Below are 25,778 nucleotides of genomic sequence, written 5' to 3'. Positions count from 1 at the left end.
GCTGGCCCTGCGGGTACTCGCCGTCGCGGCGGAAGCTCTCGGTCATGACACCCAGCCTGTGGCGCGTACATGAGAGCCGCCTGAGCGTGCCCTGAGAGTCCCGGCAGAACCCTGTTTGCCCGAAATAAAGACGGCACCGGGAAACGGCCGGTTGCGTCCGGGTGAGGTTCCGGAGGGGGCTGGGACAACACTCTTCGGGCTGGTGTGAACAGGGCGCAGCACGGGGCTTCGCGGGCCTACGATCCCCGCGCCCGATGGGCATCACCACACGATCTTCACGACATCAGGAGTCCTGAGTGATACCTGCCCTGCGCGACCGCTGGAGACGCCCCGTCACGGCGTTGCCCGCGGCCGCTCTCGCGCTGGCGCTGTCCTGCGCCGGCGCCCTGGTGGCGGCCGAGCCCGCCGCCGCCTCCGACACCCCGCCCGGGCTGCCGGACGCGAGTGCCGCCCAGGCCGTGAACCCGGCCCCCGCCGCCTCCGACGCCGTCCTGCGCGAGCGGGTCGTCGAGGCGGCCAGGTCCCAGGCCAAGCCTGGGACGAAGGCGCCCAGGGCGACCCCGTTCATCATCGGCGGCACCGAGACGACCGTGTCGTCGGCGCCGTGGATGGTCCAGCTCTCGTACTACGACGAGGCGGCCGGCAGCGGCTACTTCTGCGGCGGCACCCTCGTCGCCCCGAACAAGGTGCTCACCGCCGCGCACTGCGTCGCCGGTCTCGACTGGGCGAAGAACGGCGCCGTCGTGGCCGGTGCCACCGGCCTGCTCGACGACACGAACGGCACCGTCGCGGGCGTCTGGCGCCAGTGGAACCACCCGCGCTACGACGACGCGACCGTGCAGCACGACATCGCGGTCCTGACGCTCGACCGCCCGCTGGAACAGCAGTGGACCAAGCTGGTCCAGAGCAACGACACCGCCTCCTACAAGGCCGGCACCTCCGCCACCGTCTACGGCTGGGGCCTGACCTCGGGCGCCGACGGCGCCGACCTCTCGGCGACCCTGCGCAAGGCGACCCTGCCGCTGGTCTCCGACGCCACCTGCAACAGCGCGATGCAGTCGGTGCTCGGCAAGGACGAGTTCATCGAGGGCTCGATGTTCTGCGCCGGCACGCCGGCGAGCGGCACCGACGAGGGCACCACGAGCCCCTGCAACGGCGACTCGGGCGGCCCGGTGGTCGTCGGTGGCCGGGTCGTCGGCATCGTCTCCTGGGGTGTGGCCGGCTGCACCGCGAAGGGCGCCTACCCGGTCTTCACCAAGGTGTCCTCGTACGTCTGGGCGGCCCAGCCGCGCATCGACGACACGGACCTCAGCTTCGACGGCCGCGCGGACGTCCTGGAGCGCACGCCGTCGGGCGGCCTGTTCGAGCAGGACAGCAAGGGCACCTCGCTCGCCCAGCGCGCCTACCAGGGCAACGGCTGGCAGAGCACCGGCTGGGCCCTCCAGGCCGACCTGGACCGCGACTTCTACCAGGACCTGATCATCCGCGACACCGCCGACGGCAAGCTGTACCGCAGCTACTTCGACCACGCCGCGGGCGACTTCGCGTGGATGCAGATCGGCTCGGTGTGGGGCGGCTACAGGTCGTACGCGATCCCCGGTGACCTGACCGGCGACTCGCGCCCCGACCTGGTCGCGGTGGACGCCGACGGCTCGACGTACCTCTACCCGGGCAAGGGCACCGGCGAGTTCTACGGCAAGGTCAAGATCGTCGACAAGTCCTGGAAGGGCGTCAAGGTCTTCGGCCGCGGCGACCTGACCGGCGACGGCAAGGCCGACCTGCTGGTCCGCAACGGCTCCGGGGTCCTGTACCTCTACCGGGGCACGCAGGTCGAGCACACCCCGTTCGCGGCGCGCATCCAGGCGCGCACGGGCTGGAACTTCACCTCGTACGTGACGAACGGCGACGTGACCGGTGACGGCATCGCCGACGTGCTGGCCCGGGACTCGGGCGGCACGCTCTGGCTCTACCCCGGCACCAACAAGGCGTCCAGCGACCTCTTCGGCTCCCGCAAGAGCCTGGGCACCGGCTTCAACCAGTACAACCTGCTGTTCTGAGCGACCCGGTCCTGGGGCTGTGCCCGATCGTCAGGCGCAGCCGCAGGACTGGCGGACGACCAGCCGGGACGGGAACAGCTTCAGCCGCTCGCGCCGCGACCCGGCCACCCGCAGCGAGTCGTCGAGGACCAGGTCCACCGCGGCCCGCGCCATCGCCGAGCGGTCCGAGGCGACGGTGGTCAGCGGCGGATCGGTGAGCCCCGCCTCCTTCACGTCGTCGAACCCGGCCACGGCCAGCTCGCCCGGCACGTCGATGCGCAGCTCGCGGGCGGCCCGCAGCACGCCGATGGCCTGGTCGTCGGTGGAGCAGAAGATGGCCGGCGGCCGGTCCGGTCCGGCCAGCAGGCCGAGCGCCACCTGGTACGCGTCGTAGCGGTTGTACGGCGCCTCGAAGAGCCGGCCCTCCGTGGAGCGGCCCGCCTCGTGCATCGCGCGGCGCCAGCCCTCGACGTGGTCGGAGACCGGGTCGCCGACGGACGGGGTCTCGGCGGTGCCGCCGAGACAGGCCACGTACTCGTTGCCGTGCTCCAGGAGGTGGCGGGTGGCGAGCTGGGCGCCGCCGACGTCGTCCGTGACGACGGCGACGTCGTCGATGGACTCGGGGCGCTCGTGCAGCAGGACGACGCGGGCGTCCCAGGCCTCGATCTCGGCGGCCGCCAGGTCGTTGAACCCGTGCGAGACGAGGATGAGGCCGGAGACCCGCATGCCGAGGAACGCGCGCAGATAGTGCACCTCGCGGTCGCCGACGTAGTCGGAGTTGCCGACGAGGACCATCTTTCCGCGCTCGTTCGCCGCCTGCTCCACCGCGTGCGCCATCTCCGCGAAGAACGGCTGGCGCGCGTCCGGCACGATCATGCCTATGAGGTCGGTGCGCCGCGACGCCATCGCCTGGGCGACCCGGTCGGGCCGGTACCCCAGCTCCTTGATCGCGGCGAGCACGCGCTCGCGCGTGGCCGGGGCGACCGGCCGGGGTCCGTTGTTGATCACGTAGGACACGACGGCGGTCGAAGTACCCGCCAGTCGCGCAACGTCGTCCCGAGTCACCTTGGCCACGCGCGGAGTCTACGCGGATGGACCTGCTGATGGCAGGGCGTGAAGACCCTTCCTAGGGCTCTGCCGTGACGGTCCGGGCGCCCGCCCCGACCGGGCTGTCCGCTTCGTCCGGCTTGGGGGTGGCGGCCTTCTCCGTCTTGTCCGCCTTGGTGGCGTTCTTGTCGGCGCCCTTCTCCGGCTTCTCCGGTGTGACGAAGCGGTAGCCGACGTTGCGCACGGTGCCGATCAGCGACTCGTGCTCGGGGCCGAGCTTGGCCCGCAGCCGCCGTACGTGCACGTCCACGGTCCGCGTACCACCGAAGTAGTCGTAGCCCCAGACCTCCTGGAGCAGCTGGGCGCGGGTGAAGACCCGGCCCGGGTGCTGCGCCAGGTACTTGAGGAGCTCGAACTCCTTGAAGGTCAGGTCGAGGACCCGGCCCTTGAGCTTCGCGCTGTACGTCGCCTCGTCGACCGACAGGTCGCCGTTGCGGATCTCCATGGGGGAGTCGTCGGCGACGATCTGCTGGCGGCCCATCGCGAGGCGCAGGCGCGCCTCGACCTCGGCCGGACCCGCGGTGTCGAGGAGGACGTCGTCGATGCCCCAGTCGGCGGTGACGGCGGCGAGGCCGCCCTCGGTCACGACGAGCACCAGCGGACAGCCGGGTCCGGTGGAGCGGAGCAGCTGACAGAGGCTGCGGACCTGCGGGAGGTCGCGGCGGCCGTCGATGAGGATGACATCGGCGCCCGGAGTGTCGACGAGGGCGGGGCCCTCCGCGGGTGCCACTCGCACGTTGTGCAGCAGCAGGCCGAGAGCGGGGAGCACCTCCGTCGACGGCTGGAGGGCGTTGGTGAGGAGCAGCAGAGAGCTCATCGGTCCCCACCTGCCCGGGTCGTCATACATTCGTGCACGGTTCGCTCGCCCATAACGTCTGGTTCCTCCTCGGTCCCTGCGAGGACGTTTGCGGCACTGCTTCGTACTGCTGGGTGGTGCTGTGGTCGGGCCCGCGCCCCGGGCCCGTGCGCCTTCGTATACAACGATCCTGAAAGCACAAAAGGACCCGGGGGCTGCATTGCCCGAGTCCTCTGCCCAGCAGAATAGCCCACATGAGTTGGGGTCCGGCAGGTGACGAGAGCGGATCTTCTGTGCAGCCGATCACTGAACGACCACGGCGCGTGGTCCTGCGTACGCAGGACGGAGTCGCCGTCGACGCCTTCCACGAGCCCGGTGACGGGCCTCCGGACGGCCCGGTGTTCGTGCTCGCGCACGGTTTCACCGGCGATCTGGAGCGGCCCCACGTACGGCGCGCCGCGCGGGCGTTCGCCCAGCGTGGCGCCGTGGTCACGTTCTCCTTCCGGGGGCACGGACGGTCCGGCGGACGGTCGACCGTCGGCGACCGGGAGGTGCTGGATCTCGCGGCGGCCGTCGAGTGGGCGCGCTCGCTCGGGCACGCGCGCGTGGTGACGGTCGGGTTTTCGATGGGTGGTTCCGTGGTGCTGCGGCACGCGGCGTCGCACAGGGGGCGCACGGAAGCGCGCACCGACGCCGTCGTCGCGGTCAGCGCGCCCGCGCGGTGGTTCTACCGGGGGACGGCCCCGATGCGGCGGCTCCACTGGGTCGTGACGCGCCGGTCGGGCCGGATGGTGGGCCGGATCGGGCTGCGGACCCGTATCCATCCGCACGACTGGGACCCGGTCCCGCTCTCACCGGTCGAGTCGGTCCCGCTGATCGCGCCGACCCCGCTGCTCGTGGTGCACGGCGACCGCGACCCGTACTTCCCCGTCGACCACCCGCGGATGCTGGCCGCGGCGGCGGACGGCGGGGCCGAGCTGTGGCTGGAGCCCGGGATGGGGCACGCGGAACACGCGGCGAGCGACGAGCTGCTCGACCGGATCGGGGAGTGGGGCTCGGCGGCGGTTGCCGCACAATAGGACGCCGCACCACTGAGAGGAGTCGGGAGCATGGCTCACGGCACGATCCGCTACTGGGCGGCGGCCAAGGCGGCCGCCGGCGTCGCGGAGGAACCGTACGACGCCGACACCCTGGCCGCGGCCCTGGACGGAGTCCGCGCGCGACACCCCGGGGACCTGGTCCGTGTCCTGCAGCGTTCCTCGTTCCTGATCGACGGCGACCCCGTCGGGACGCGCGGTCATGAGACCGTACGGCTTGCCGAGGGCGGCACGGTCGAGGTGCTCCCGCCGTTCGCAGGAGGGTGACCCCCCGATGAGCAACAACCAGCAGTACCCGCAGTACGACCAGTACGGGCAGCCCCTGTACGGCGACCAGCAGCAGGGGCCGCAGCAGTCGTACGGAGAGCAGCAGCAGTACGCGCAGCAGCAGTACGGACAGCAGCAGTCGTACGGACAGCAGCAGTCGTACGGGCAGCAGCAGGGGCAGCAGCAGTACGCGCAGCCCCAGCCCCCGTACGAGGCCGAGCCGACGCAGCAGTGGCAGGGCCAGACCTGGGACACCCAGGTGCAGCCCGCTCCGCTGCCCCAGCAGGGCTACGACCACGGCGCCGCGCAGCAGCAGGCGGCCTGGTCCTACGACGGACCGGCCGAGCCGGCCAGGACCCCGGCCCCCGAGCCCGCTCCCGTACCCGCCCCGGCCCCCGCCGCAGGTGCCGAGCCCGGCTACGGCCCGGCCACCACCACCGGCAACACCCGGGTCACCGACGCCCAGCGGGCCCGCGCCGAGGGCCGGTCCCCGATCATCGAGCCGGGCATCCAGCCGGCGGCGCTCACGGCGGTCCTCGGCCTGCTGCTCGCGGGCGGCGCGGCCGTCGGCTCGTACGCACTGCTCGTCCCGCTGCTGATCCTCCAGGCGGTCACGGCCGCGGGCTGGTTCCGGCTCAACGGCATGTGGCCCGCCCGGCAGGGCATCGCGCTCGCGTTCCTGGGCGGCGTGGTGGCGGACGTCGCGCTGCTCGCGGCCGGCCGGGAGCACGGGCCCGCGGCGATCCTCGGCACGCTCGGCGTCTGGGTGCTGCTCACGCTGGTCCTCCAGCTCCGCTCGCACGCGGAGCCGGACGAGCGGATGTACGGCCTGATGGCGACCGTCACCTCGGCGGCCCTCGCCATCGTCGCCGCCGGTCACCTCGCGGCCGAGCCGGACGCGGTGGCGGTCGGGGCGGTCGCCGTGGCCGTCGCGATCGTGGCCCGCGCGCTGCCGCTGCCGACGATCGCCTCCGTCGTCGTGGCCCTGCTGGCGGGTGCCGGTGCGGGGATCGCGGTCGGCGGCCTCACCGACCTGGGCACGGACGGCGCGCTGCTCGGTCTCGGCGCCGCGGTGTGCGCGCTGATCGGCCACCGGGCGGCGTCGTACGACTACCCGTCCCGCTTCGTCCACATGACGGCGGGCGTGGCCCTGCCGCTGGCCGCGGCGGCCCCGGCCGTCTACGTCCTGGGCCGCGCGCTGACCTGATGTCCCGTCCCTGATCGACAACTTGGGAACAACTGAGCGGATCCCCGCATCCCGTGCCCGCGGCCACGTAGCCTCGCGGTCAGGACACCGGACGTGGGGGAGCCTCAAGGCAATGCGCGCACTGCGAATACTGCTGATCGTCGTCGTCATCCTCGGCGGCCTCTTCGTGATCGCCGACCGGATCGCGGTCAACCTCGCCGAGGACAAGGCCGCCGACAAGGTGCGCACCAGCGAGGGCCTGGCCAGTGCGCCCGACGTGTCCATCAAGGGCTTCCCGTTCCTGACCCAGGTGGCCGGCGGCACCCTCGACGACGTCGAGATCGGCATCAAGGACTACGAGGCGAAGAGCGGCGGCGACAGCATCCGCATCGCCGACCTGACCGCCGAGATGCACGGCGTGAAGTTCAACAGCAGCTTCAGCTCCGCCACCGCCGAGTCGGCCACGGGCACGGCCCGGATCTCCTACGACGAGCTCCTCAAGGCCGTGCGCAAGCAGGACCCGGCCCCGGTCGCGCCCGGGGTGACGGCGAAGATCAGCGGGCTCGCGTACGGCGGCGGCGACCGGATCAAGGTCACGATCGACTTCAAGACGCCGCTCGGCACCCTGCGCCCGACCGTGCTCAGCGCCGTCAAGGTCACCGACGGCAAGGTCTCGGCGCGCGCCGACAGCCTCCCGAAGGTGGGCGCGTTCGACCTGGCCGAGGGCCGGATCCGCGCCGTCACCGACTTCCAGCAGGCGATCGACGACCTGCCCGCCGGGATCGAGCTGGACAAGGTGGAGGCCGTCAAGGACGGCGTAGAGATCTCGGTGACGGGTTCGGACCTCGACCTCGTCGGGTAGACACTCCGCAGCGGCGTCCGTCCGTACTTCGAGACGGGCTCGTCCGCACAGCAGGAGAAGGCGGCGCCGCAAGGGCTCCGGGGCCCTCCCGGGGTCCTTCTGGCGGGTGATCGTTCTCAGGATGCGGACGATCCTGTCTCAGGATTCGACACGCCGGTGACACGGTCGCGGGTGCGTCCTTACGATCGGACCCATGAAGCGACAGGCGGATCTCACGAAGCGGCGGGCAGTAGACCTGTGCCGCGTCGCCGCCATGCTCTGTCGCACCTTCTGAGCGGGGCCGTGGCCGCGACGGCCGACCCCCGCTTCCCCAGGACCCCTTGAGCTCGACTCGGGGCCACCCGTGCATCCCCGCACACTCCCGTTCCGCATGCCCCCGCAACTGCCCCGGAGGAACACAGCATGAGCCGCAGCGACGTCCTGGTAGACGCCGACTGGGTCGAGGCCAACCTCGACAACGACAGCGTGGCGATCGTCGAGGTCGACGAGGACACGTCCGCGTACGACAAGAACCACATCAAGAACGCGATCCGCATCGACTGGACCCAGGACCTCCAGGACCCGGTCCGCCGTGACTTCATCGACCAGGCCGGCTTCGAGGAGCTGCTGTCGAAGAAGGGCATCGCCAACGACACCACCGTCGTCCTCTACGGCGGCAACAACAACTGGTTCGCCTCCTACGCGTACTGGTACTTCAAGCTCTACGGCCACCAGGACGTGAAGCTCCTCGACGGCGGCCGCAAGAAGTGGGAGCTCGACTCCCGCGACCTGGTCGACGGCGACAAGGTCCCGAACCGCCCGGCCACCCAGTACAAGGCCAAGCCGCAGGACACCTCGATCCGCGCCTTCCGCGACGACGTCGTGAACGCGATCGGCAACCAGAACCTGGTCGACGTGCGCTCGCCCGACGAGTTCTCCGGCAAGCTGCTCGCCCCGGCCCACCTCCCGCAGGAGCAGTCGCAGCGTCCGGGCCACGTCCCGTCCGCGCGCAACATCCCGTGGTCGAAGAACGCCAACGACGACGGCACCTTCAAGTCGGACGACGACCTCAAGGCGCTGTACGCCGACGAGCAGGTCGACCTGGCCAAGGACTCCATCGCCTACTGCCGCATCGGTGAGCGCTCGGCGCTCACCTGGTTCGTGCTGCACGAGCTGCTCGGCGTCGAGAACGTCAAGAACTACGACGGCTCGTGGACCGAGTACGGCTCGCTGGTCGGCGTGCCGATCGAACTCGGCGCCAACAAGTAAGCAACCGCCCGTTTTCCTCTAGGTTCCTCTAGGAGTTTCAGCATGTGTGGAGCGAAGGCCGGCGGCCCCGACGCCTCGACGATCAAGCCCGGCGAGACCACCATCCAGGGTCAGGTCACGCGTGACGGCGAGCCGGTGACGGGCTACGTCCGTCTCCTGGACTCGACCGGCGAGTTCACCGCCGAGGTCCCCACCTCGGCCACGGGCCAGTTCCGCTTCTACGCGGCCGAGGGCACGTGGACGCTGCGCGCCCTGGTCCCGGGCGGCACGGCGGACCGCACGGTCGTCGCCCAGACGGGCGGGCTCGCGGAGGTCGCGATCGCCGTGTGACGGCGGCGCCGCGACGCGCACAGAACGGCTGAAGGGCCGCACCCCCGGGGGTTGGACGCCACTGGTACGGGGTGCGGTCCTTCGGCTTACGCTGGAGGTATGTACGCGCGGCGAAAGCATCTGTACTTCGCCATGATGGGCGTCTGCATCGCCCTCTTCGTCCTGGCGTGGGGCGTCGTACGCCTCTGGTCCGTCCCCGCCGCCGTGGCCATGTGCGTCGTCGCCATGGTCATCCCGCCGGTCGCCGCCATCGTCGCGAACCGGCGCGGCCCCGACGACCGCTGGTGGGACGACCCGTCGGGGGACAGCACGTCCGACGAGTGGTGGGACGAACTGGACGGGAAGAAGCGCCCCCGCTGATCCGCTCGGGTCTGCGCTGATCTCCGCCGATCTGCGGCGATCTGCGTCCGCCGAGTCCCCATCGTGACCAACTTCCTTGCAACCTACAGAGGTTGTTGTGGGTCTCCTGTGCGCGCGGATACGGAATCCGCGCTTCGAGTTCCGTGGGGGGACCCGTTGGATCACGTGCAGCAAGCACTCACCGCACCAGAGCCACCTCCTGAGAGACCCGGCCGGCCCCGCCGCCGCGGCCGCACCACCCTGCTGATCGCCTGCGCCGCCGTACTCGGCGCCGTCGCGGGCGTCTGCACCGGATACGTCGTACAGGCGGGTCGGGAGCCGGATGCGCTGCCGCCGCTGGCGCAGCAGAGCGTGGCACGGGCCAAGAGCGGCAAGGCCCCCGAGCCGCTCTCCGCCACCCGCGACCACCGCGTCCGCACCGACGGCGACCTGCGCAAACTGCTCGTCCAGCGCCCCGCGGGCACGCAGAAGGCGGACTCCGCGCAGGGCTGGCTCGACCAGTACGGCTACGCGAACTACTACGAAGAGCCGGACGAGATGTTCGCCGACCTCTCCGCATCCCGGTTCCGGCGGGCCGCGCTGTCCGCCTGGGAGAAGGGGCAGTCCGCGACCGAGGTCCACCTCATCCAGTTCCGGGACGCCGAGGGCCTCGGCTCCCGCGACTTCCTCAGCGGCCAGCAGGGCTACATGCCCCAGAATGCCTGGGCGGGCACCTTGGGCGAGCCGATCCCGGGCAGCGCCGACGGCCGCGTCTACGTCTTCGAGAAGCCGCGCACCAAGGCCGGCTACCTGCCGATGTACCAGGCCAGGGCGCTCGCCGCGCGCGGCGACATCGTCATGGACGTATGGCTCTACGACACCAAGCCGATCCCGAAGAAGACCGCGATGGATCTCGCCGAGCGGCAGTTGGAGCGCCTGTGAGCGACCAGTTCCCGCCCCCGCCCCTGGCCCCGGACGTCACGGAACCCGTGGCGCCGCGCCGGCCCCGGCGGTGGCCCGCCGTCGTCGTGGCCGGCGCGGTCGTGCTCGCCGTCGCGGGCGCCGCAGCCGTCACCGTCATGAAGGTGGACGACGCCGACCGCACGGTCACCACCTCCGTGTGGGGCGCGCCGAAGACGGCGAAGCAGCACGCCGGCGACGGCTCGCGCCCGTCCGATCTCCGCTCGCGGCTGCTGCCGATGCCCGACCGCTACGTCCCGGGCCCCGACATCGACGAGTTCGGCAACGACAAGGCCATCGGCGGCAAGGAGGCCGTGGCGCGGCTCAAGAAGAGCGCCGACGACCTCCCGGCCCGCCAGCGCGACGCCCAGCGCCGCTCCATCGACAAGCTCAAGCTCAAGGGCCTGGCGATGCGCAGCTACTCCGCGGAGGACACCGACCTCGTCGTCGAGATCCAGCTCTCCCAGATGCAGAACCGGCAGGCGGGCCGCGACCTCAAGGCGTTCAGGACGGAGTTCCTGCGCTCGCTCGGCGTCTTCACCAAGGGCCCGCGGATCAAGGGACACCGCAACGCGGACTGCTTCCTCGCGCCCCGCGACAGCGACACGAAGCTCGACCTGCTGATGTGCAGCGCGTACGAGGACGACCTGCTGGTGTCCGTCACGGCCACCGGCCCCAAGTCGATCGACAGCAAGGCCGTCGCCGCACTGCTGGCCCGGCAGCTCGACCACATCTCGTCGAGGGGAGAAGCGGTATGACCCAGCAGCAGCCCGAGACGCAGCCCGCCCCGCTGCCGCCGCAGGCACCGCCGCCGTACCCGTACGCCCCGCCCGGGCAGCCGCCCCTGCCCGCGCCCCTGGCCGCGCCCGTACGGAAGGACCGCCGGGTGCTGCGGGCCGTGCTGCGCTGGACCGCGGCCGTCGTCGTGTTCGGCGTGGTCGGTGCCGGCGTCGCGTACGGCGTCACCGAGCAGAAGCGCGGCGACCTGCCGGGCCTCGCCACCGAGGGCGACGGGCGGTGGGAGTACCCGACGATCGAGAAGCCGCCGCTGCCCTCCGGCGCCCCGGACCCGTTCGCCGAGGAGAACACCCGCGAGGAGCACTTCGCCGACCTGCGGCAACTCGTCCTGCCGGCGCCGAAGGGCGCCACGGCGGACAAGAAGCTCGCGGGCGACGACGGCTGGCTGCCCACCGCCACCTATCTGGACGCGTACGCCAAGGACTCCCGCGGCGATCTGCGCTCGTCCCTGAAGGAGGGCGGCCTGCGCCAGATCGCCGCCCGCGGCTGGACCATGCCCGACGGCACGCACACCCGGGTCTACCTGCTGCGCTTCAACACCGCCGCGTTCGCCCGCGAGCACCTGAACGCCGTCACGGACAACGGCGCCACGCTGGTGGGCGCGGCGAACGTGGAGGAGAGCTACGGGTGGTCGGCCAAGGGGAGCAAGGTCCGGTTCACCTCCCTGCACGTCTACGACGAGCAGAAGCCGTACGGCGCGGAACAGCTGCGACAGGGCTACGTCCAGGCCGGTGACGTGCTCGCCCTCGTCGTCCAGTCCGGCCGGGGGACCACGCCGAAGATCCCGTTCCAGCAGACGGTCGTCCTGCAGAACCAGCTCCTCGGCTGATCGGGAGCGACCTCGCCGAGAGCGCCGGGCCCCACCCGACTAGAGTGGGGCCCGGCTCTGTATCCGCATAGTTCCGCTCGTGCCGCTCACCGAGGAGCATCTGCCGTGACCGTCTTCTTCGAAGCCCTCCTTGTCCTGGTCTGCGTCGGCGTTCTCGCCTTCGCCGGTCTGACCGTGAAGAAGCTGTACCAGGGCCAGCGCTGACCTCCACCTGATTGAGCACCCCATGATCCAGATCCCGTCGGACCTGCACCCCGACCTCGTTCCCCTCGCCTTCCTCCTCGGCAACTGGGCGGGCGCCGGCGTCACCGACTTCCCGGGCGCCGAGAAGGCCAACTTCGGTCAGGAGGTCTCCTTCACCCACGACGGGCGGGACTTCCTGGAGTACCACTCGCACACCTGGGTCCTCGACCAGGACGGCAACAAGGTCAAGCCGCTCGAGTCCGAGTCCGGCTACTGGCGCGTCGGCAAGGACCGCAAGGTCGAGGTCGTCATGGTCCGCGACGACGGCGTCGTCGAGGTCTGGTACGGCGAGCTGGCCGACAAGAAGCCGCAGATCGACCTGGCGACGGACGCGGTGGCCCGCACGGCGGCCTCCGGCCCGTACAGCGGTGGCAAGCGGCTCTACGGCTACGTGAAGAGCGACCTCATGTGGGTCGGCGAGAAGCAGACCCCCGAGGTCCCGCTGCGCCCCTACATGTCGGCCCAGCTCAAGAAGGTCGTCTCCCCGGAGGAGGTCGCCGAGATGGCGCGCAACCTCCCGGAGCTGCCCGACGACGGCATCGCCTTCTTCAAGTAGGCACCACGCCGACTGGGCCTAGACTCGTGGGTGTGGTGAGCACCGACTGGAAGAGCGACCTGAGGCAGCGCGGCTACCGGCTGACGCCGCAGCGCCAGCTTGTCCTGGAAGCCGTGGACACCCTGGAGCACGCGACCCCCGACGACATCCTGTGCGAAGTGCGCAGGACGGCGTCGGGGGTCAATATTTCCACGGTCTACCGGACCCTAGAGCTCCTGGAGGAGCTCGGGCTCGTCAGCCACGCGCACCTCGGCCACGGCGCCCCCACGTACCACCTCGCCGACCGGCACCACCACATCCACCTGGTGTGCCGGGACTGCACGAGCGTCATCGAGGCCGATGTCGACGTGGCCCGCGAGTTCACCGACAAGCTGCGCGCCGAGTTCGGCTTCGACACCGATCTGAAGCACTTCGCGATCTTCGGCCGTTGTGCGGACTGCACGGCGGAGAAGGAGCGGGCCCAGGAGCAGACGCAGGAGCAGACGCAGGAATAAGCGGGTCCGCCCGCTCGTCGTAGTGTGTGTGAACATGCAGCGACATTCACCGAGCAGCCCCCTGCTGACCCTGCCCGGCGCCGTCCCCGGCGAGGGCGTGGACGAAGGCGTCGCCGCCCACTACGGCGACCTGTTCCGCGAGCAGCGCTCCCTCGCCGACGGGACGGGCGTGGTCGACCTCTCGCACCGCGGCGTCATCACCGTCACCGGCGACGACCGGCTGAGCTGGCTGCACCTGCTGCTCACCCAGCACGTCAGCGATCTGCCGCCGGGGCAGGCGACCGAGGCGCTGGTCCTCTCCGCGAACGGCCACATCGAGCACGCCCTGTACCTCGTCGACGACGGCACGACGACCTGGGCGCACGTCGAGCCCGGCACCCAGGAGACGCTCCTGGCGTACCTGGAGTCGATGAAGTTCTTCTACCGCGTCGAAGCCGCCGACCGGACCGCGGACTTCGCCGTCGTGCACCTGCCCGCGGGATCCATCGCGCCCGTCCCGGACGGCGCCGCGGTGCGCGAGACGCCGTACGGCCGCGATCTGTTCCTGCCGCGCGGCGACCTGGAGGCGTACGCGAAGGAGCACGGCCCCGCGGTCGGCCTGCTCGCCTACGAGGCGCTGCGCGTCGAGCAGCACCGGCCGCGGCTCGGCCTGGAGACCGACCACCGCACCATCCCGCACGAGCTGGGCTGGATCGGCTCGGCCGTGCACCTCCAGAAGGGCTGCTACCGCGGGCAGGAGACCGTCGCCCGCGTGCAGAACCTGGGCAAGCCGCCGCGCCGCCTCGTCTTCCTCCACCTCGACGGCAGCGAGGTGCACCTGCCGCCGCACGGCGCCGAGATCCGGCTCGCCGCGGACGGGCCCGAGGGCCGCAAGATCGGTTTCGTCACGACGTCCGTGCGCCACCACGAGCTCGGCCCGATCGCGCTCGCACTGGTGAAGCGGAACGTGCCGCTCGACGCGGAGCTGATCGCCGAGACGACGGCGGCGGCGCAGGAAGTGGTCGTCGAGCCCTGAGCTCACATCTCCAGCAGCACCGTGAACGGGCCGTCGTTCGTCAGGGACACCCGCATCTGTGCCCCGAACCGGCCCGTCGCCACGGTCGCGCCGAGCGCCCGCAGCTGGGCCACGACCTCGTCGACCAGCGGCTCGGCGACCTCGCCGGGCGCGGCCGCGTTCCAGGTGGGGCGGCGGCCCTTGCGGGCGTCGCCGTACAGGGTGAACTGGCTGATCACGAGCAGCGGCGCGTCGATGTCGCTGCACGACTTCTCGTCGGTCAGCATCCGGATCGACCAGAGTTTGCGGGCCAGTTGGGCCGCCTTCTCCCTGGTGTCCTCGTGCGTCACCCCGACGAGGACGCACAGCCCCTCGCCCTTGATCTCGCCGACCGTCTCGTCCGCGACGACGACGCTCGCGCCGTCCACCCTCTGCACCACTGCACGCATACGGACATCATGCCGTGCCGCCCAGAGCGTGCTCCCGAACCCCCCATCCGGGGCCGATATGGGGCACTCGCGCACTAAGCGGCCACCAGGGGTGGCACCATGCTCACACACGGTGTGCCTTCGGTACGCCGGGTCGGTCCGGTCGAGGGGACGGGAAGCAGACCATGGATGCCCATGCCATGAGCCACACAGCGAGTACGGGGCTGCCGCCCGACGAGCCCGTGTCGCTGACACATACGGGCCGCGTCGCGCCGCTGGCCCGGCCGCCGGTCCAGCGCACCGACAGCCCCGAGCTGCCGCCGGCTCCCGCGCCCGACCTGACGGCCCTGCGCCTGCCCGAACTGCGCACGCTGCGCAGGGACTCGCAGCAGGACGAGGCCGATCTCAGTTACGTACGGCGGCTGTTGCAGGGCCGGATCGACATTCTGCGGGCGGAGCTGGGCGGGCGCCGTGACCCGGAGTCGCCGGTCGTGGACCGGCTCTCGGAGATCCTGCGGGACCAGCCGACGCGGAACCGGTCGTCGGCGCGGCACGTCACGCTCGGTACGCCGCACAGCGAGGAGTTCCGGGGGCTGGCCGCCGAGATGCTGGCCGAGGTCGAACTCTCCGATCTGGCGGCCCGTACGGACGAGGAGTTGCACGCGGCGATGGGGCGTCTCGTCCGGTACGAGCAGCAGGTCTCGCGGCGGCGTCAGCAGTTGCAGCGGGTGGCGGACGACTGCAGCGCGGAGATTGCGCGCCGCTACCGGGACGGTGAGGCGCAGGTCGCGGACCTGCTGGGCGGCACGCCGTAACTCCGCCCGTCCGCCGCCGACTGCCGGCCGGCGGTGCTTCTCGCGCAGTTCCCCGCGCCCCGTCAGGGACGCGGGGAACTGCGCGAGCAACCACGACGCACCCGCACCCGGCGAACGAACGGTCGCGACCACGGCGCGCAGCCGTGCTTCTCAGGGGCGCGGGGAACTGCGCGACCAGCCCCCACCGGGCGGCAGACGGGAATCCAGGCGACACCCGTGCCGGCCGCGCCTAGCGTGAGGGGATGAGTGACGTACGCCCCATCACCGACGACGACGGCGAGCTGAGCGGCTGGCTGCGGGCCCTGAACACCGGGTTCCTGCTCACCCCCAGCGTCTCGCCGGAGCGGCTGGCAAAAAGCCGCGCCCACTTCGACCTCACCCGCACCCGCGCAGCCTTCGCCCCGTCCGGAGACGGCGGCGGCAGCCGCCAGGTCGCCACCTTCCGCTCGTTCGCCCAGGACCTGAGCCTGCCCGGCGGCGCCACCGTCCCCACGGACGCCATCACGAACGTCACGGTCAGCCCCACGCACCGCCGCCGCGGCCTGCTCACCCGGATGATGGCCGCCGACCTGGCCGAGGCGAAAGAGCGCGGCGACGTCGCCGCCACGCTGATCGCCGCCGAGTACAACATCTACGGGCGGTACGGGTTCGGCCCCGCGACCACCACCACGCGCTGGGAGATCGACGTGCCGCGGGCCGGCGTCGACCCGCGCTGGTCGGGGCCGGACGACGGCGGCCGGATCGATCTGGCCGACCCCGACGAGGTCCGCAAGATCGGCCCCGAACTGCACGACCGGCTGCGCACCACGGTCGCGGGAGCCGTGTCGCGGGACGCGTACTGGTGGCAGTACAACACCGGCCAGTGGTCGACCCCCGAGGACACCTGGAGCGAGCCGTTCCACGCCGTGTACCGCGACGCGCGGGGCGAGGTGGCGGGCCTGGTCGCGTACACCTGCGACGACAAGTGGGGCGATGGCAAGCAGCCGGGCAACACGGCGAGCGTCCTGAAGCTGCTCGGTGCCACCCCGGCCGCCGAGCGGGCCCTGTGGCACTACCTGTGCGCGATCGACTGGGTCGCCACCGTCCGGTCCGGCGACCGCGCCCCGGACGACCTGCTGCCGCACCTGCTGCCCGACCCGCGGGCCGCCCGCGTCGTGACGCAGGCCGACTTCCTGTGGGTGCGGATCCTGGACGTCGTACGGGCCCTGGAGGCCCGCTCGTACGCGACGAGCGGGGAGCTCGTCCTGGAGGTGCACGACCGGGCCGGGCTCGCCGGCGGGCGGTTCCGGCTGGCGGCGGCGCCCGACGGCGCGGTCTGCGCGCCGAGCGCCGCGGCTCCCCAACTCACTCTCGACATCGGTGAGTTGGGGGCGCTCTGGCTGGGTGACGAGTCCGCGGTGCGGCTCGCCGCCCTGGGCCGGCTGGTGGAGGAAGAGGCGGGCGCCGCCGTCGTTGCCGACGCCCTGTTGCGTACGCCGCGGCGACCGTGGTGCCCCGACGTGTTCTGACGCGCCTGCGAGGTGCAGGACCGACCGGGCTCCCGGCTCCCCTCCGGAAGGGAGCCCGGTCAGCCGCTCTGGGCCAGCAGCATGACGAGGACGACGGCCCCGATGCCACTGATCATGGTGTTCTTCGCTTTGAGTCCGATGGAGAGCACGATGAAGGCGATGATGCCCATCGGCCCGTACTTCCACTGGATGAGCTGCTCGAATCCGATGGCGAGAGCGGCGATGAGGATGGCGAAGACCGGCATGGGGACTTACCTCCTTCGGGTCCGAGTGGTGACCAACTCTTCCGGCATCGCGGTGACGTAGACCAACCCGTGTGGTCGACGCCAACCCCCGAGGTTGTCCGACCATGTCGTCCAAGTTGGTCACCAACTCACTGGTACTTATCTCCGCTGAAGCGCGACTCATAACCACCTTCTTTTCAACTCCCCGAAGATGGCGGGAAGTTGTAGTGTTTGGTTGTGAGCCCGGAACATGCCTCCGTCAATGGACGGACCCGGCCGCAGCGGACGCAGTGGACGTACCGCGACGTGGCCGACGAGCTGCGCGCCCGGATCCGGTCCGGGCTGTTGAGTCCTGGCCAACGGATGCCCACCCAGGCTCAGTTGGCGGACGAGTTCGGCGTGGAGCGCTCAGCGGTGCGTCAAGCGCTGCGGATTCTCCAGTCCGAGCACCTGCTGGCCAACGTCTCGAAGGGCAGCCCCGCCACCGTCGCGGAGGATCCGGGGGCCGGGCCGATCGGGCCCGGCGCGCCCCCGCAGCCGACGATGGTCGCGCTCGCCCCACGCATCGCGGCAGCCTTCGCCCAGCAGGACGTGGAGATCGACGCCCTGTGTCTGACGGCGGTGTCGCTGACGCTCGCGATGGGTGAACCGTTGCGCCAGATCCACGCGGGCCGATTGAAACCGGCCACCGTACGAGTCCGGGTCCTGCTGCCGAGCCGGGACATCGACCTCGCCTTCCCCGCGCCGGCCTCCGATCTCGAGGCCGAGGCGGAAGCGGCGGTCGGCGGTCATCTGCAGCGCAACTGGCTCGCGCAGCGCAACGCGCAGGGGCAGGTGCTGCGGCACAACCTGCTGGCCCTGCGCGCCACGCACGGCATCGACGTCCAGGTGTCCTTCCGCGCACTGCCGTTCACCCCGCCGGTCAAGCTCTACCTCCTCAACGCCAACGAGGCGCTGTTCGCCTACTACACGCTGAGCAGGCGGGGTGAGCAGATCGACCACGAGCGGGTGGACGTGTACGACGCGCAGGGGCTGCGGCAGCTGCTCTTCGCGTTCGAGCAGGGCACGGGGCTGCGCGACACGACCTTCGTGGAGCAGTCGCACCTGTGGTTCAACAGCCTCTGGAACACGATCAGTTCGGACCTGACCCTGAGTTCCTAGAGGCTGTCGACGCGGTGCGGCACCGGTGCGCTAGTGGAGTGCGGGTCCTGCCACCATGATGGCGAGCAGCACGCCGCCGATGGAGCTGCAGGTCGCGCTCCTGGCCTTGACGCCGATGGTCAGCAGGAGCAGTCCGGCGATGCCGGCCGGCCCGTAGTGCCACTGGACAAGCTGCTCGAAGGTGATCACGAACACCGCGGAGAGGAGGCTCAGGACGGGCATGACGGTTCCTCCTTCATCGGCTCTCTTCGGCTTCGGCCATTGCTCCGGTCCCGGCTGGAGCAGGTTGGTCCGCTGGACCACCACCCTCGGCCAGCTTGCGCCAAGTTGGCGACCAACTACACAATGGTTGTCCCCACTTGGTCGTGAGAAATAAACAAGGTTCCAACAACTCCCGCCAAATAATGGGAAGTTGTAGCGTTTGGTTGTGACCCAGGAGAGCGTGGCAGACATGGCGGACGCGGCACTCAACGGCAGCCGACGGCTCGGCCCTCAGGAGATCGCCGACGACCTGCGCCGGCGGATCAGGTCGGGCGAGCTCAAGGCCGGTGAGCAACTTCCCACGCAGGCGGCGCTCGCCGAGGAGTTCGGCGTCGAGCGCGGCACCGTCCGCCAGGCCCTCCAACTCCTGCAGTCCGACGGCCTGTTGAGCAACCGCAGCAAGGGCGCCCCGCCCCGGATCGCCTCGTCGGCACCCGGCCGCGACGAGCCGCAGCCCACGATGGTCGCCCTGGCCCCCCGTCTGGTCGAGGCGTTCCAGGCGCCCCAGGTGCGCATCGACGCGGTCTGCATGACCTCGGAGACACTGATGCTGGCCCTCGGCGAGCCGCTGCGCCTGATCCACGAGGGCCGGATGCGCCCCGAATCCATCGACGTCCGCATCCTGCTGCCCAGCCGCGACATCGACCTGGCCTTCCCGGTACCGGTCTCCGAGGGCGCCGACCGAGCCGAGGACCAGGCCGTCCACCAGCGCTGGCTCGCCACCCGCAACGCCCAGGGCCAGGTCCTGCGCCACAACCTCCGCTCGCTGCGCTCCTCCCACGGCATCGACGTCCAGGTCACCTTCCGCGCCCTGCCGTTCACGCCCCCCGTCAAGCTGTACCTCCTCAACGAGGTCGAGGCGCTCCTCTCGTACTACATGGTCACGCGCCGCGAGGAGGAGATCGACAGCGGCACGAAGCTGGAGATGTACGCGGCGACCGGCACCCAGGCCCTCCTCTTCTCCTTCGAACGCCGGGCGGGTCACCGGGACAGGGCGTTCGTGGAGGAGTCGCAGAAATGGTTCGACGCGCTCTGGGAAACCATCACGTCCGACCTGACACTCTCCTAGTGACTTCAGATGCGACGCAGCAGACTGTTCCGGTGGCTGAAGAGACCGAATCGGACAGGGAATTGACTGAGTTGGCCGAGTTGGTCAGGGGCTCGGGGTGCGTGCTCCTCGACTTCGACGGGCCGATCTGCCGACTGTTCGCAGGGCGATCGGCGGAGGTCATCGCGCTGGAGCAGGAGCAGTGGCTGAAGGATCAGGGCCTCGGGGAGGTGCTGAAGGCCGAGGAGCGGGAGCGGGGCGACTCCCCGAGCTACCCGGACCCACCGGACCCGCTGGCCCGTCTCGCCCGGGTGGCCCACGAGCGGCCGGAGAGCGATCTCGTCATCGCCATGGAGAAACGTCACGCCGCCCAGGAGTTGCGTGCCGTCCCCACGGCGTGGCCGACGCCGTACGTGGATGTGGTGATCCCCACGTGGGCGGCCCGTGGCGCCCGCTTGGCCATCGCCACCAACAATTCGCCCGAGGCGGCCCGGCGCTACGTGGACGAACGACGCCTCTCCCGCTACTTCGAACCCCACATCTACGGCCGCACCGCGGACCTCGGGCTGCTCAAGCCCCATCCGCACTGCCTCAACCGCGCCATCACTGCCATCGGCGCGGCACCACAGCGGACGCTGATGGTCGGCGACACCGTGACGGACTTCGAGGCCGCCCGGGCGGCGGGTGTCCGGTTCCTCGGCTTCGCGTACAGCAAGAGGGCGCTGCGGGCGCTTCGCGACGCGGGGGCGGAGCAGGTGATCACCTCCTGGAAGCCGGTCCTCGACATCCTGCGCGCCACGGCGTGACCCGCGCACCCGGTTCTCCGGGCGCGGGGTCCGCGGAAGCGGGCACGTGCCCGGGCAGACTGGACGGATGGCTGAAGAGACCCGAACGCACCGGGACTTGGCGGAAGTGGTTCGTGGCGCGCGCTATGTGCTCTTTGACTTCGACGGGCCGATCTGCCGACTGTTCGCTGGTTGGCCGGCCGATGCGATCGCCCGACAACAGCAGCATTGGCTGGCGGCGCGAGGGTGGGAGGGGACCGGGTCCGACGACCCGCACCTGATGTTGATGCACGTCGCTGCTCAGCCGGGAACCGACGACCTGGTGCGGGGCCTGGAGCGGCATCTCACGCACCAAGAGGTGCGCGCGGCCGCGAGCGCCTGGCCGACTCCCTATGCGGACGCGCTCATCCGGACCTGGCACGCGGTGGGCGCACGCCTGGCCGTCACGACCAACAACTCGGCTGAGGCCGCCCGGTGTTACCTGCGTGGACGCGGCCTCGACGACTGTTTCGAGCCACATGTCTACGGGCGCACCGCCGAGGCCCTGGACCGCATCAAGCCGGACCCGTACCTGCTCAAATGCGCCCTGGACGCGATGGAGGCCGCCCCGGCCGACGCCTTGATGATCGGTGACGCCCCTACGGACCTGGCGGCGGCGCGGGCCGTGGGGGTTCCTTTCCTGGGATACGCGCGCAATATGCGCAAGGACGAGGCGTTGAAGGAGGCGGGTGCCCCGTACGTGGTCTCCTCCCTGGAGCCGGTCCTGTCGGTCCTCCGGGAGCGGCGCTGACCTGGGGGCATCCGGATCCTGTAGATATGCGGGGTGGAGTTGGCTGCCAACTGACGTAGAGTTGACGGGACTTGGCACGGCGGGACGGGAGTAGTCCGGTGGACGAAAAGAGCGGCTCCACCCCCAGAGTCACCTCGGACGAGATCGCCGAAGAACTACGGGGCCGGATCACGTCAGGTGTGCTGAATCCGGGCGACCGACTGCCCACCCAGGCCGCGCTGGCCGACGAGTTCGGCGTCGAGCGCGGCACGGTCCGGCACGCCCTGCAGCGACTGCAGAGCGACGGACTGCTCACGAACGTGAGCAAGGGCAGTCCGCCGACCGTGGCCCCCCAGCCGGCCCGCGCGACGCCCCCGGCGGGGTCACGGAAGGCACGGAGCATCCTGGGCCCGCGCCTGGTGGCCGCCTTCGAGCACCCGCACGTACGGGTGGACGTGGCCTGTCTGACGGCCGAGACGCTGATGACGGCTCTGGGGGAGCCGCTGCGGCGGGTGTACGAGGGCGCGTGCGAGCCGGAGTCCGTGTCGATGCGGGTGCTGCTGCCGAGCCTGGACCAGGACCTCGACTATCCCTCGCCCGAGAAGGGCTGGGGTCACGACGAGGCTCTCGACAAGGCGGTCAAGCAGCGCTACCTGAACCAGCGGGACGCCCAGCGCACCGTCCTGCGCAACAACCTGGCGGGGCTGCGGCGCAGCGGCATCGACGCGAGCATCGAGTTCCGCTACACCGTCGGCACGCCGAGCCGGAAGGCGTACCTGCTGAACCGGGAAGAGGTGCTCATCGGGCACTACGTCCCGGGCCGGTTCCTGCGCGAGGTCGACGACTACGCGGGCGCGAGCCCGGTGGCGCTGTGCGACGTGGAGGGTTTCGACACGTCCATGTTCGTCTTCGACAAGGACGGCGGCCCGGAGGAGGCCGCCTTCGTGAAGGCGGAGCAGATGATGTTCGACGGGCTCTGGGACCACGTGGCCCGGGGTCAGGCCTGAGCCAGGACGAGCAGCGTCAGTACGACGCCGATGACCGCTCCGTGCGACGACTTGCGTTCGGCCGACCACAGGAGCGTGAACCCGGCCAGGAGCAGCAGGCCGAGGAAGCCGTACTCGGACTGGACGAACTGTTCGAGCCCGAAGCCCAGCAGGGCCGTGAGCGGTGGCAGCAGTGCGCTTGCGTTCATGGGCCCCACCCCTTGGGGAATCGTCGTCGGCTCGTTCGTCCGACAACTGGTCTGCCAGTCAGCCCAATTGGGCTGCTGGACTTGAATTGGTCTTCCCCGTCGGGACAGATCGTTAAGCAACACGCGCAAAATGACGGGAACTTGTCCGGTTCCGGTGTGCGGTTGGACTGACAGAGGTACGTTCCAAGCGTGGTGAAGAGCCAGGAGGCAGGAGGCGGCAGGGAGGTCTTCCGTGTCGCAGAGGATCTGCGCGCCCGCATTGCCGGCGGGGCGTATCCACTCGGCTCCTTCCTCCCGCCCCAGCGTGAGCTCGCGACAGAGTTCAAGGTCGCGCGGGACACGGTCCAGAAGGCCCTGGAGGTGTTGAAGAAGGAGGGCTGGATCGAGCCGCGCCAGGGGAGCGGCACGCGGGTCGTCAAGGTGATGCAGGTCCAGTCGTACACCGCCAAGGACGCAAAGGAAGGCCAGGTCACGCTCCGTGACTTCTTCGACGAGGCATTCGACGCGCCGGAGATCGTGCTGGACGTCTACACGCTCACATCGGAGTCCCTGAACACCCAGGTGAAGGCCCAGGTCAACCGGATCAGGGAAGGGGAGGTGACGCCGCGCAGGGTCGTCCTCCGCATGCTCCTGCCGGAGCAGTCACTCGATTCGCCGTATCCGCGGGCACTGGCGGATCCGGGCGAGCCGCAGAAAGACCGGCCGGACGACGAGCTGACCGTCCTGCTGAAGGAGCGACTGCACGACATCGAGCGCCAGAACAGTGATTCCATTCGGCAGAGCCTGCTGCAATTGCAGGCCGAGGGGCTGCTGGAGTCGGCGCACATCGAGATGCGCTATGTGAAGATCCCGCCGGTGCTCAAGCTCTACTTGATCAACGGAACACAAGCGGTGCACGGGCCGTACACGATCACCGAGCGGCCCATCGTGCTGTCCGACACCGAAACGATCCGTGCCCTGGACGTGGTCCCCATGGACTCCAAGCTCATGCACTACGTCAAGGACGCCAACCCGCGCTCCCGTGGCTCGGTCTTCGTGGACACCTGGCAGGAGTGGTTCGACTCGGTGTGGAATCACCTGGCGCGCTGAATCGGTCGAGAGTCGAAATCGGTCGAGAGTCGAACAGGGGACTCCGAGCGGGTTTCTTTACATCACCGATACAGGGCACACTCGTGCTCCGGTCGTGGGCCTTCCGGTCCGGTACTACTGTGTGGGCCTGTTACGGCCCGATGCATGAGTATCCAGGAGCGGCCTGTGGGCGCTGTCATCGCCCCGAGCGCCCAGAGATCGGACGAGGTCGCCGAAGAGGAGACCGGAGATCTGTGGGACGCCGTCGCTGTGCGTGCGCGGCATCACGGCGAGGTGCGGAGCGGGCACCACAACACGAACCTCGTGGTGCGGCTCACCGACGAGGAGGCCGCGGTGCTCGGCAGGCCGCCGGGTTCCCGGGTCGTCGTCAGGAGCCGGAAGGCCGGGACGCCGAGGGTGGTGATCAGGTCCTGGGCGGACGAACGGGCGGTCCTGGACGCCATCGACGGAACGCTGGGGCCGGTGCCGCAGTGCCTGGCACGGCGCGGCGAACTCGCCTTCCACAGCTACATGGAGGGCGGGCCGCTCTCCGACACCTGCCCCAATGGCAAGCCGGTCGACCCTCCACTGCTCGACGCCTTCGCGGGACTGCTCGCGGACATGGCCCGGGTGCCCGAGGTGAAGCTACCGCCCCGGCCGCCCTACTGGCCGCGCGAGGGCGACAGCCGTGGTTTCCTGCGGACCCTGCTGATCCAGGCCGACGAGCAGATTCGTAAGCCCAATTGGACTGACTTCGGTGGGCTCTTCGTCGCCTTGGGCGTGCCGGAGGACGCTCTGACGTCGAGATGCCTCTGGGTGCCCGACCTGAGTTCCCGTCCGTTCAGTCTGCTCCATGGGGATCTGCACCGGGATAACGCCATAATGACCGATAAGGGCGATTCCCCGCTGTTCTGCGTCGACTGGGAACTCGCGACGTACGGCGATCCGCTGTACGACCTGGCCGTCCATCTGGTGCGGATGGCGTATCCGCAGTCTCAGTGGGCCGAGGTGATCGAGCGGTGGCGGATCAGGATGGGTGGCCTCCGGCCCGAGGCCGTCGTGGGCCTGGACGACGACCTGCGGCACTACGTCGACTTCGAACACGCCCAGTCGGTGTACCCGGACGTGATCCGGGCAGTCAGCGGCCTGGGCACCTCCTTCGGCCGCGGTGAACTGGCGGCGGCGGCGCAGGAGATCCACCGTGCCCTGAAAACCGCCCAGAGCCCGCTCGGACTGCGTGACGTGCTGGACCCGGAGGCGATCGAGTGGCTCGTCCACCGGTGGAAGGTCGTGCGAGGTGCACGTTTGCGCGGCAAGGAGTCCGGTGCGGCCGTCCGGTGGCTGTGCGACTCCAAGGTCCCGCTGCGCGACACCTTTCCCGGGTCCGCCGTCGAGGCCGCGCTGCGGGCGGAGGGCGCAGCGGCTGCGCGGCAGGTGTTCAAGGGTGCGGCTCATCTGGCGACGGTGATCAGGATCGCGGGCCGGGAGCCCGTCATGGTGCGCAGGAAGGTCGGCACGGCCACTCCATTGGAGCCCCGGTTCCTCAAGGAGCACAAGGTGCTGCGCGCCATCGAGGACTCCCCGGCAATGGTGTGTGCGCCTCGCGTCCTGGCACTCGGAATCAGCGACTTCGAGGACCAGTTCACCATCCACTCGTACGAGGGCCCGTCCGACGACCGCCGTCGTCCGCGTCACCCCGTGCACGGGCTGCTGCCCGGCGAGGTGAACAGTCTCGTGGACCAACTGGCCGAGTTGACCCGGGTCGATGTCCGGCCGCTCGCGCAACCTATGGACGGCCTCCGGTTCTATGAGTGGCTGTGCGGCCGGCTCGCCGGCATGGTCGAGAAGTTCTCCCCCGCGTCGAAGGCTCTCGCGGCAAGGCTCGGACTTCCCGACGAGGTGGAGCTCGCCCGCAGACTCGCCAAGCACGAGGTGGCGGACCGACGCGCCGTCCTGCTCCATGGTGACCTGAATCCGTGGAACATGGTGCGCCAGGAGCGGGGCTTCGGCCTCACGCTCATCGACTGGGAGATGGCCATGGTGGGCGATCCGCTGCACGACCTGGTGCGGCACATCCATCTGACGCCCACGACCAGGGAGGTCAGGGAGCGGATGACGGCCCGCTGGGCGCGGACGATGCCGGAAGACTGCACTCCCGACTGGGAGCGGGACGTCCCCGTCTATCAGGGGCTCGAACTCGTCCGCTCGGCCTATGTGGACCTGGACCGCATGGTCACCGGATGCGGGCTCGACGCCCCCAACGTCCGGCGTGCCGTGGGCTCGTACTCGACGACGCTCCGCAAGGCCCTGGACTGGCTCGACCTGTCCCCGGGCTCGTCCACGGCGGCCAACCCCTACCTCGTCCTGGCTCTGG

At 70.4% G+C, this 25,778-nt stretch carries 30 protein-coding genes; 24 read left to right on the top strand and 6 right to left on the bottom strand.

Going from position 1 to position 25,778, the window contains the following annotated elements; translation table 11 throughout:
* The first annotated feature begins 296 nt into the window (after positions 1 to 296).
* A complete protein-coding gene (locus M4J07_RS33775) occupies positions 297 to 2,057 on the top strand; it encodes a trypsin-like serine protease (protein ID WP_255978190.1) in 1,761 nt (586 codons plus the stop codon).
* A gap of 30 nt (positions 2,058 to 2,087) precedes the next feature.
* Here the strand turns inward: M4J07_RS33775 and M4J07_RS33770 are convergent, their stop codons facing one another.
* Together M4J07_RS33770 and M4J07_RS33765 are read right to left on the bottom strand one after the other, a co-directional pair.
* Positions 2,088 to 3,110 (bottom strand): LacI family DNA-binding transcriptional regulator, encoded by a 1,023-nt coding sequence (locus M4J07_RS33770; protein ID WP_255978189.1) that lies wholly within the window; start codon positions 3,108 to 3,110, stop codon positions 2,088 to 2,090.
* Between the two features lie 52 nt (positions 3,111 to 3,162).
* Complete coding sequence (locus M4J07_RS33765; protein WP_255978188.1) at positions 3,163 to 3,960, bottom strand: response regulator transcription factor; 798 nt, start codon at positions 3,958 to 3,960, stop codon at positions 3,163 to 3,165.
* A gap of 233 nt (positions 3,961 to 4,193) precedes the next feature.
* On the opposite strand from M4J07_RS33765, the gene M4J07_RS33760 reads away from it, so the two are divergent.
* The 14 genes from M4J07_RS33760 to ygfZ all read left to right on the top strand — a co-directional run bounded on the left by M4J07_RS33760 (position 4,194) and on the right by ygfZ (position 14,163).
* Positions 4,194 to 5,018 carry an alpha/beta hydrolase gene (locus M4J07_RS33760; RefSeq protein WP_255978187.1) on the top strand — a complete coding sequence of 275 codons (825 nt, stop codon included), beginning with the start codon at positions 4,194 to 4,196 and terminating at the stop codon, positions 5,016 to 5,018.
* A gap of 30 nt (positions 5,019 to 5,048) precedes the next feature.
* Entirely contained in the window at positions 5,049 to 5,303 is a 255-nt protein-coding gene (locus tag M4J07_RS33755; RefSeq protein WP_255978186.1) for a MoaD/ThiS family protein, read from the top strand.
* Positions 5,304 to 5,310: 7 nt separating this feature from the next.
* The gene (locus M4J07_RS33750) at positions 5,311 to 6,510 is read left to right on the top strand and encodes a hypothetical protein (RefSeq protein WP_255978185.1); all 1,200 of its coding nucleotides are present in this window, start codon (positions 5,311 to 5,313) and stop codon (positions 6,508 to 6,510) included.
* 112 nt (positions 6,511 to 6,622) lie between these two features.
* A complete protein-coding gene (locus M4J07_RS33745) occupies positions 6,623 to 7,351 on the top strand; it encodes an LmeA family phospholipid-binding protein (protein WP_255978184.1) in 729 nt (242 codons plus the stop codon).
* A gap of 193 nt (positions 7,352 to 7,544) precedes the next feature.
* Positions 7,545 to 7,625 carry a putative leader peptide gene (locus M4J07_RS48570; protein WP_350310325.1) on the top strand — a complete coding sequence of 27 codons (81 nt, stop codon included), beginning with the start codon at positions 7,545 to 7,547 and terminating at the stop codon, positions 7,623 to 7,625.
* 128 nt (positions 7,626 to 7,753) lie between these two features.
* Positions 7,754 to 8,599, top strand: a complete 846-nt coding sequence (locus tag M4J07_RS33740) for a sulfurtransferase (RefSeq protein ID WP_255978183.1) — start codon at positions 7,754 to 7,756, stop codon at positions 8,597 to 8,599.
* A gap of 42 nt (positions 8,600 to 8,641) precedes the next feature.
* Positions 8,642 to 8,929 carry a DUF1416 domain-containing protein gene (locus M4J07_RS33735; protein WP_127832476.1) on the top strand — a complete coding sequence of 96 codons (288 nt, stop codon included), beginning with the start codon at positions 8,642 to 8,644 and terminating at the stop codon, positions 8,927 to 8,929.
* A 99-nt stretch (positions 8,930 to 9,028) separates the two neighbouring features.
* Positions 9,029 to 9,289 carry a DUF3099 domain-containing protein gene (locus tag M4J07_RS33730; protein ID WP_255978180.1) on the top strand — a complete coding sequence of 87 codons (261 nt, stop codon included), beginning with the start codon at positions 9,029 to 9,031 and terminating at the stop codon, positions 9,287 to 9,289.
* 165 nt (positions 9,290 to 9,454) lie between these two features.
* Positions 9,455 to 10,210, top strand: coding sequence for a hypothetical protein (locus tag M4J07_RS33725; protein WP_255978178.1), 756 nt, complete (start codon positions 9,455 to 9,457; stop codon positions 10,208 to 10,210).
* Complete coding sequence (locus M4J07_RS33720) at positions 10,207 to 10,986, top strand: hypothetical protein (protein WP_255978176.1); 780 nt, start codon at positions 10,207 to 10,209, stop codon at positions 10,984 to 10,986. The genes M4J07_RS33725 and M4J07_RS33720 overlap by 4 nt, the downstream gene beginning before the upstream one ends.
* Positions 10,983 to 11,855: a hypothetical protein gene (locus tag M4J07_RS33715; protein WP_255978174.1), complete on the top strand. Its 873-nt coding sequence runs from the start codon at positions 10,983 to 10,985 to the stop codon at positions 11,853 to 11,855. The genes M4J07_RS33720 and M4J07_RS33715 overlap by 4 nt, the downstream gene beginning before the upstream one ends.
* Positions 11,856 to 12,081: 226 nt before the next feature.
* Complete coding sequence (locus M4J07_RS33710) at positions 12,082 to 12,654, top strand: FABP family protein (RefSeq protein WP_255978172.1); 573 nt, start codon at positions 12,082 to 12,084, stop codon at positions 12,652 to 12,654.
* A 32-nt stretch (positions 12,655 to 12,686) separates the two neighbouring features.
* The gene (locus M4J07_RS33705) at positions 12,687 to 13,148 is read left to right on the top strand and encodes a Fur family transcriptional regulator (RefSeq protein ID WP_255978170.1); all 462 of its coding nucleotides are present in this window, start codon (positions 12,687 to 12,689) and stop codon (positions 13,146 to 13,148) included.
* A gap of 34 nt (positions 13,149 to 13,182) precedes the next feature.
* Positions 13,183 to 14,163 carry a CAF17-like 4Fe-4S cluster assembly/insertion protein YgfZ gene (ygfZ, locus tag M4J07_RS33700; RefSeq protein WP_255978168.1) on the top strand — a complete coding sequence of 327 codons (981 nt, stop codon included), beginning with the start codon at positions 13,183 to 13,185 and terminating at the stop codon, positions 14,161 to 14,163.
* 2 nt (positions 14,164 to 14,165) lie between these two features.
* Here ygfZ and dtd read toward each other — a convergent pair whose 3' ends face one another.
* Positions 14,166 to 14,591, bottom strand: a complete 426-nt coding sequence (gene dtd, locus M4J07_RS33695; protein WP_255978166.1) for a D-aminoacyl-tRNA deacylase — start codon at positions 14,589 to 14,591, stop codon at positions 14,166 to 14,168.
* A gap of 179 nt (positions 14,592 to 14,770) precedes the next feature.
* On the opposite strand from dtd, the gene M4J07_RS33690 reads away from it, so the two are divergent.
* Positions 14,771 to 15,385, top strand: coding sequence for an RsiG family protein (locus tag M4J07_RS33690; RefSeq protein ID WP_374215131.1), 615 nt, complete (start codon positions 14,771 to 14,773; stop codon positions 15,383 to 15,385).
* Positions 15,386 to 15,627: 242 nt separating this feature from the next.
* Positions 15,628 to 16,893, top strand: coding sequence for a GNAT family N-acetyltransferase (locus M4J07_RS33685; RefSeq protein ID WP_255978164.1), 1,266 nt, complete (start codon positions 15,628 to 15,630; stop codon positions 16,891 to 16,893).
* 59 nt (positions 16,894 to 16,952) lie between these two features.
* Here M4J07_RS33685 and M4J07_RS33680 read toward each other — a convergent pair whose 3' ends face one another.
* Positions 16,953 to 17,138, bottom strand: a complete 186-nt coding sequence (locus tag M4J07_RS33680) for a hypothetical protein (RefSeq protein ID WP_255978162.1) — start codon at positions 17,136 to 17,138, stop codon at positions 16,953 to 16,955.
* A gap of 210 nt (positions 17,139 to 17,348) precedes the next feature.
* Between M4J07_RS33680 and M4J07_RS33675 the strand changes: the two genes are divergently transcribed.
* On the top strand, positions 17,349 to 18,278 hold the full coding sequence (locus M4J07_RS33675; protein WP_255978160.1) for a winged helix-turn-helix domain-containing protein: 930 nt from the start codon (positions 17,349 to 17,351) through the stop codon (positions 18,276 to 18,278).
* 30 nt (positions 18,279 to 18,308) lie between these two features.
* On the opposite strand, the gene M4J07_RS33670 is transcribed toward M4J07_RS33675, so the two are convergent.
* Positions 18,309 to 18,500, bottom strand: a complete 192-nt coding sequence (locus M4J07_RS33670) for a hypothetical protein (RefSeq protein ID WP_255978158.1) — start codon at positions 18,498 to 18,500, stop codon at positions 18,309 to 18,311.
* A gap of 199 nt (positions 18,501 to 18,699) precedes the next feature.
* Between M4J07_RS33670 and M4J07_RS33665 the strand changes: the two genes are divergently transcribed.
* From M4J07_RS33665 to M4J07_RS33650, 4 genes are all read left to right on the top strand, one after another.
* Complete coding sequence (locus M4J07_RS33665) at positions 18,700 to 19,608, top strand: winged helix-turn-helix domain-containing protein (RefSeq protein WP_255978156.1); 909 nt, start codon at positions 18,700 to 18,702, stop codon at positions 19,606 to 19,608.
* Positions 19,557 to 20,393 carry an HAD family hydrolase gene (locus M4J07_RS33660; RefSeq protein WP_255978154.1) on the top strand — a complete coding sequence of 279 codons (837 nt, stop codon included), beginning with the start codon at positions 19,557 to 19,559 and terminating at the stop codon, positions 20,391 to 20,393. Before M4J07_RS33665 ends, M4J07_RS33660 begins: the two co-directional genes overlap by 52 nt.
* Positions 20,394 to 20,460: 67 nt before the next feature.
* Entirely contained in the window at positions 20,461 to 21,162 is a 702-nt protein-coding gene (locus M4J07_RS33655; protein ID WP_255978152.1) for an HAD family hydrolase, read from the top strand.
* Positions 21,163 to 21,260: 98 nt separating this feature from the next.
* Positions 21,261 to 22,148: a GntR family transcriptional regulator gene (locus M4J07_RS33650; RefSeq protein WP_255978150.1), complete on the top strand. Its 888-nt coding sequence runs from the start codon at positions 21,261 to 21,263 to the stop codon at positions 22,146 to 22,148.
* On the opposite strand, the gene M4J07_RS33645 is transcribed toward M4J07_RS33650, so the two are convergent.
* The gene (locus M4J07_RS33645) at positions 22,139 to 22,336 is read right to left on the bottom strand and encodes a hypothetical protein (protein WP_255978148.1); all 198 of its coding nucleotides are present in this window, start codon (positions 22,334 to 22,336) and stop codon (positions 22,139 to 22,141) included. The two genes, M4J07_RS33650 and M4J07_RS33645, sit on opposite strands and share 10 nt — an antisense overlap.
* 189 nt (positions 22,337 to 22,525) lie before the next feature.
* Here M4J07_RS33645 and M4J07_RS33640 point away from each other — a divergent pair, with 189 nt between their 5' ends.
* The gene (locus M4J07_RS33640; RefSeq protein ID WP_255978146.1) at positions 22,526 to 23,425 is read left to right on the top strand and encodes a winged helix-turn-helix domain-containing protein; all 900 of its coding nucleotides are present in this window, start codon (positions 22,526 to 22,528) and stop codon (positions 23,423 to 23,425) included.
* 165 nt (positions 23,426 to 23,590) lie between these two features.
* On the top strand, positions 23,591 to 25,778 hold a 2,188-nt coding region (locus tag M4J07_RS33635; protein ID WP_255978144.1), incomplete at its 3' end, for a phosphotransferase family protein.

Source organism: Streptomyces longispororuber (assembly GCF_024448165.1).
GTDB classification, from domain to species: Bacteria; Actinomycetota; Actinomycetes; order Streptomycetales; family Streptomycetaceae; genus Streptomyces; species Streptomyces longispororuber_A.
The sequence above is the reverse complement of the archived record's forward strand: the minus strand, read 5'-3'. Positions and strand labels throughout refer to the sequence as shown.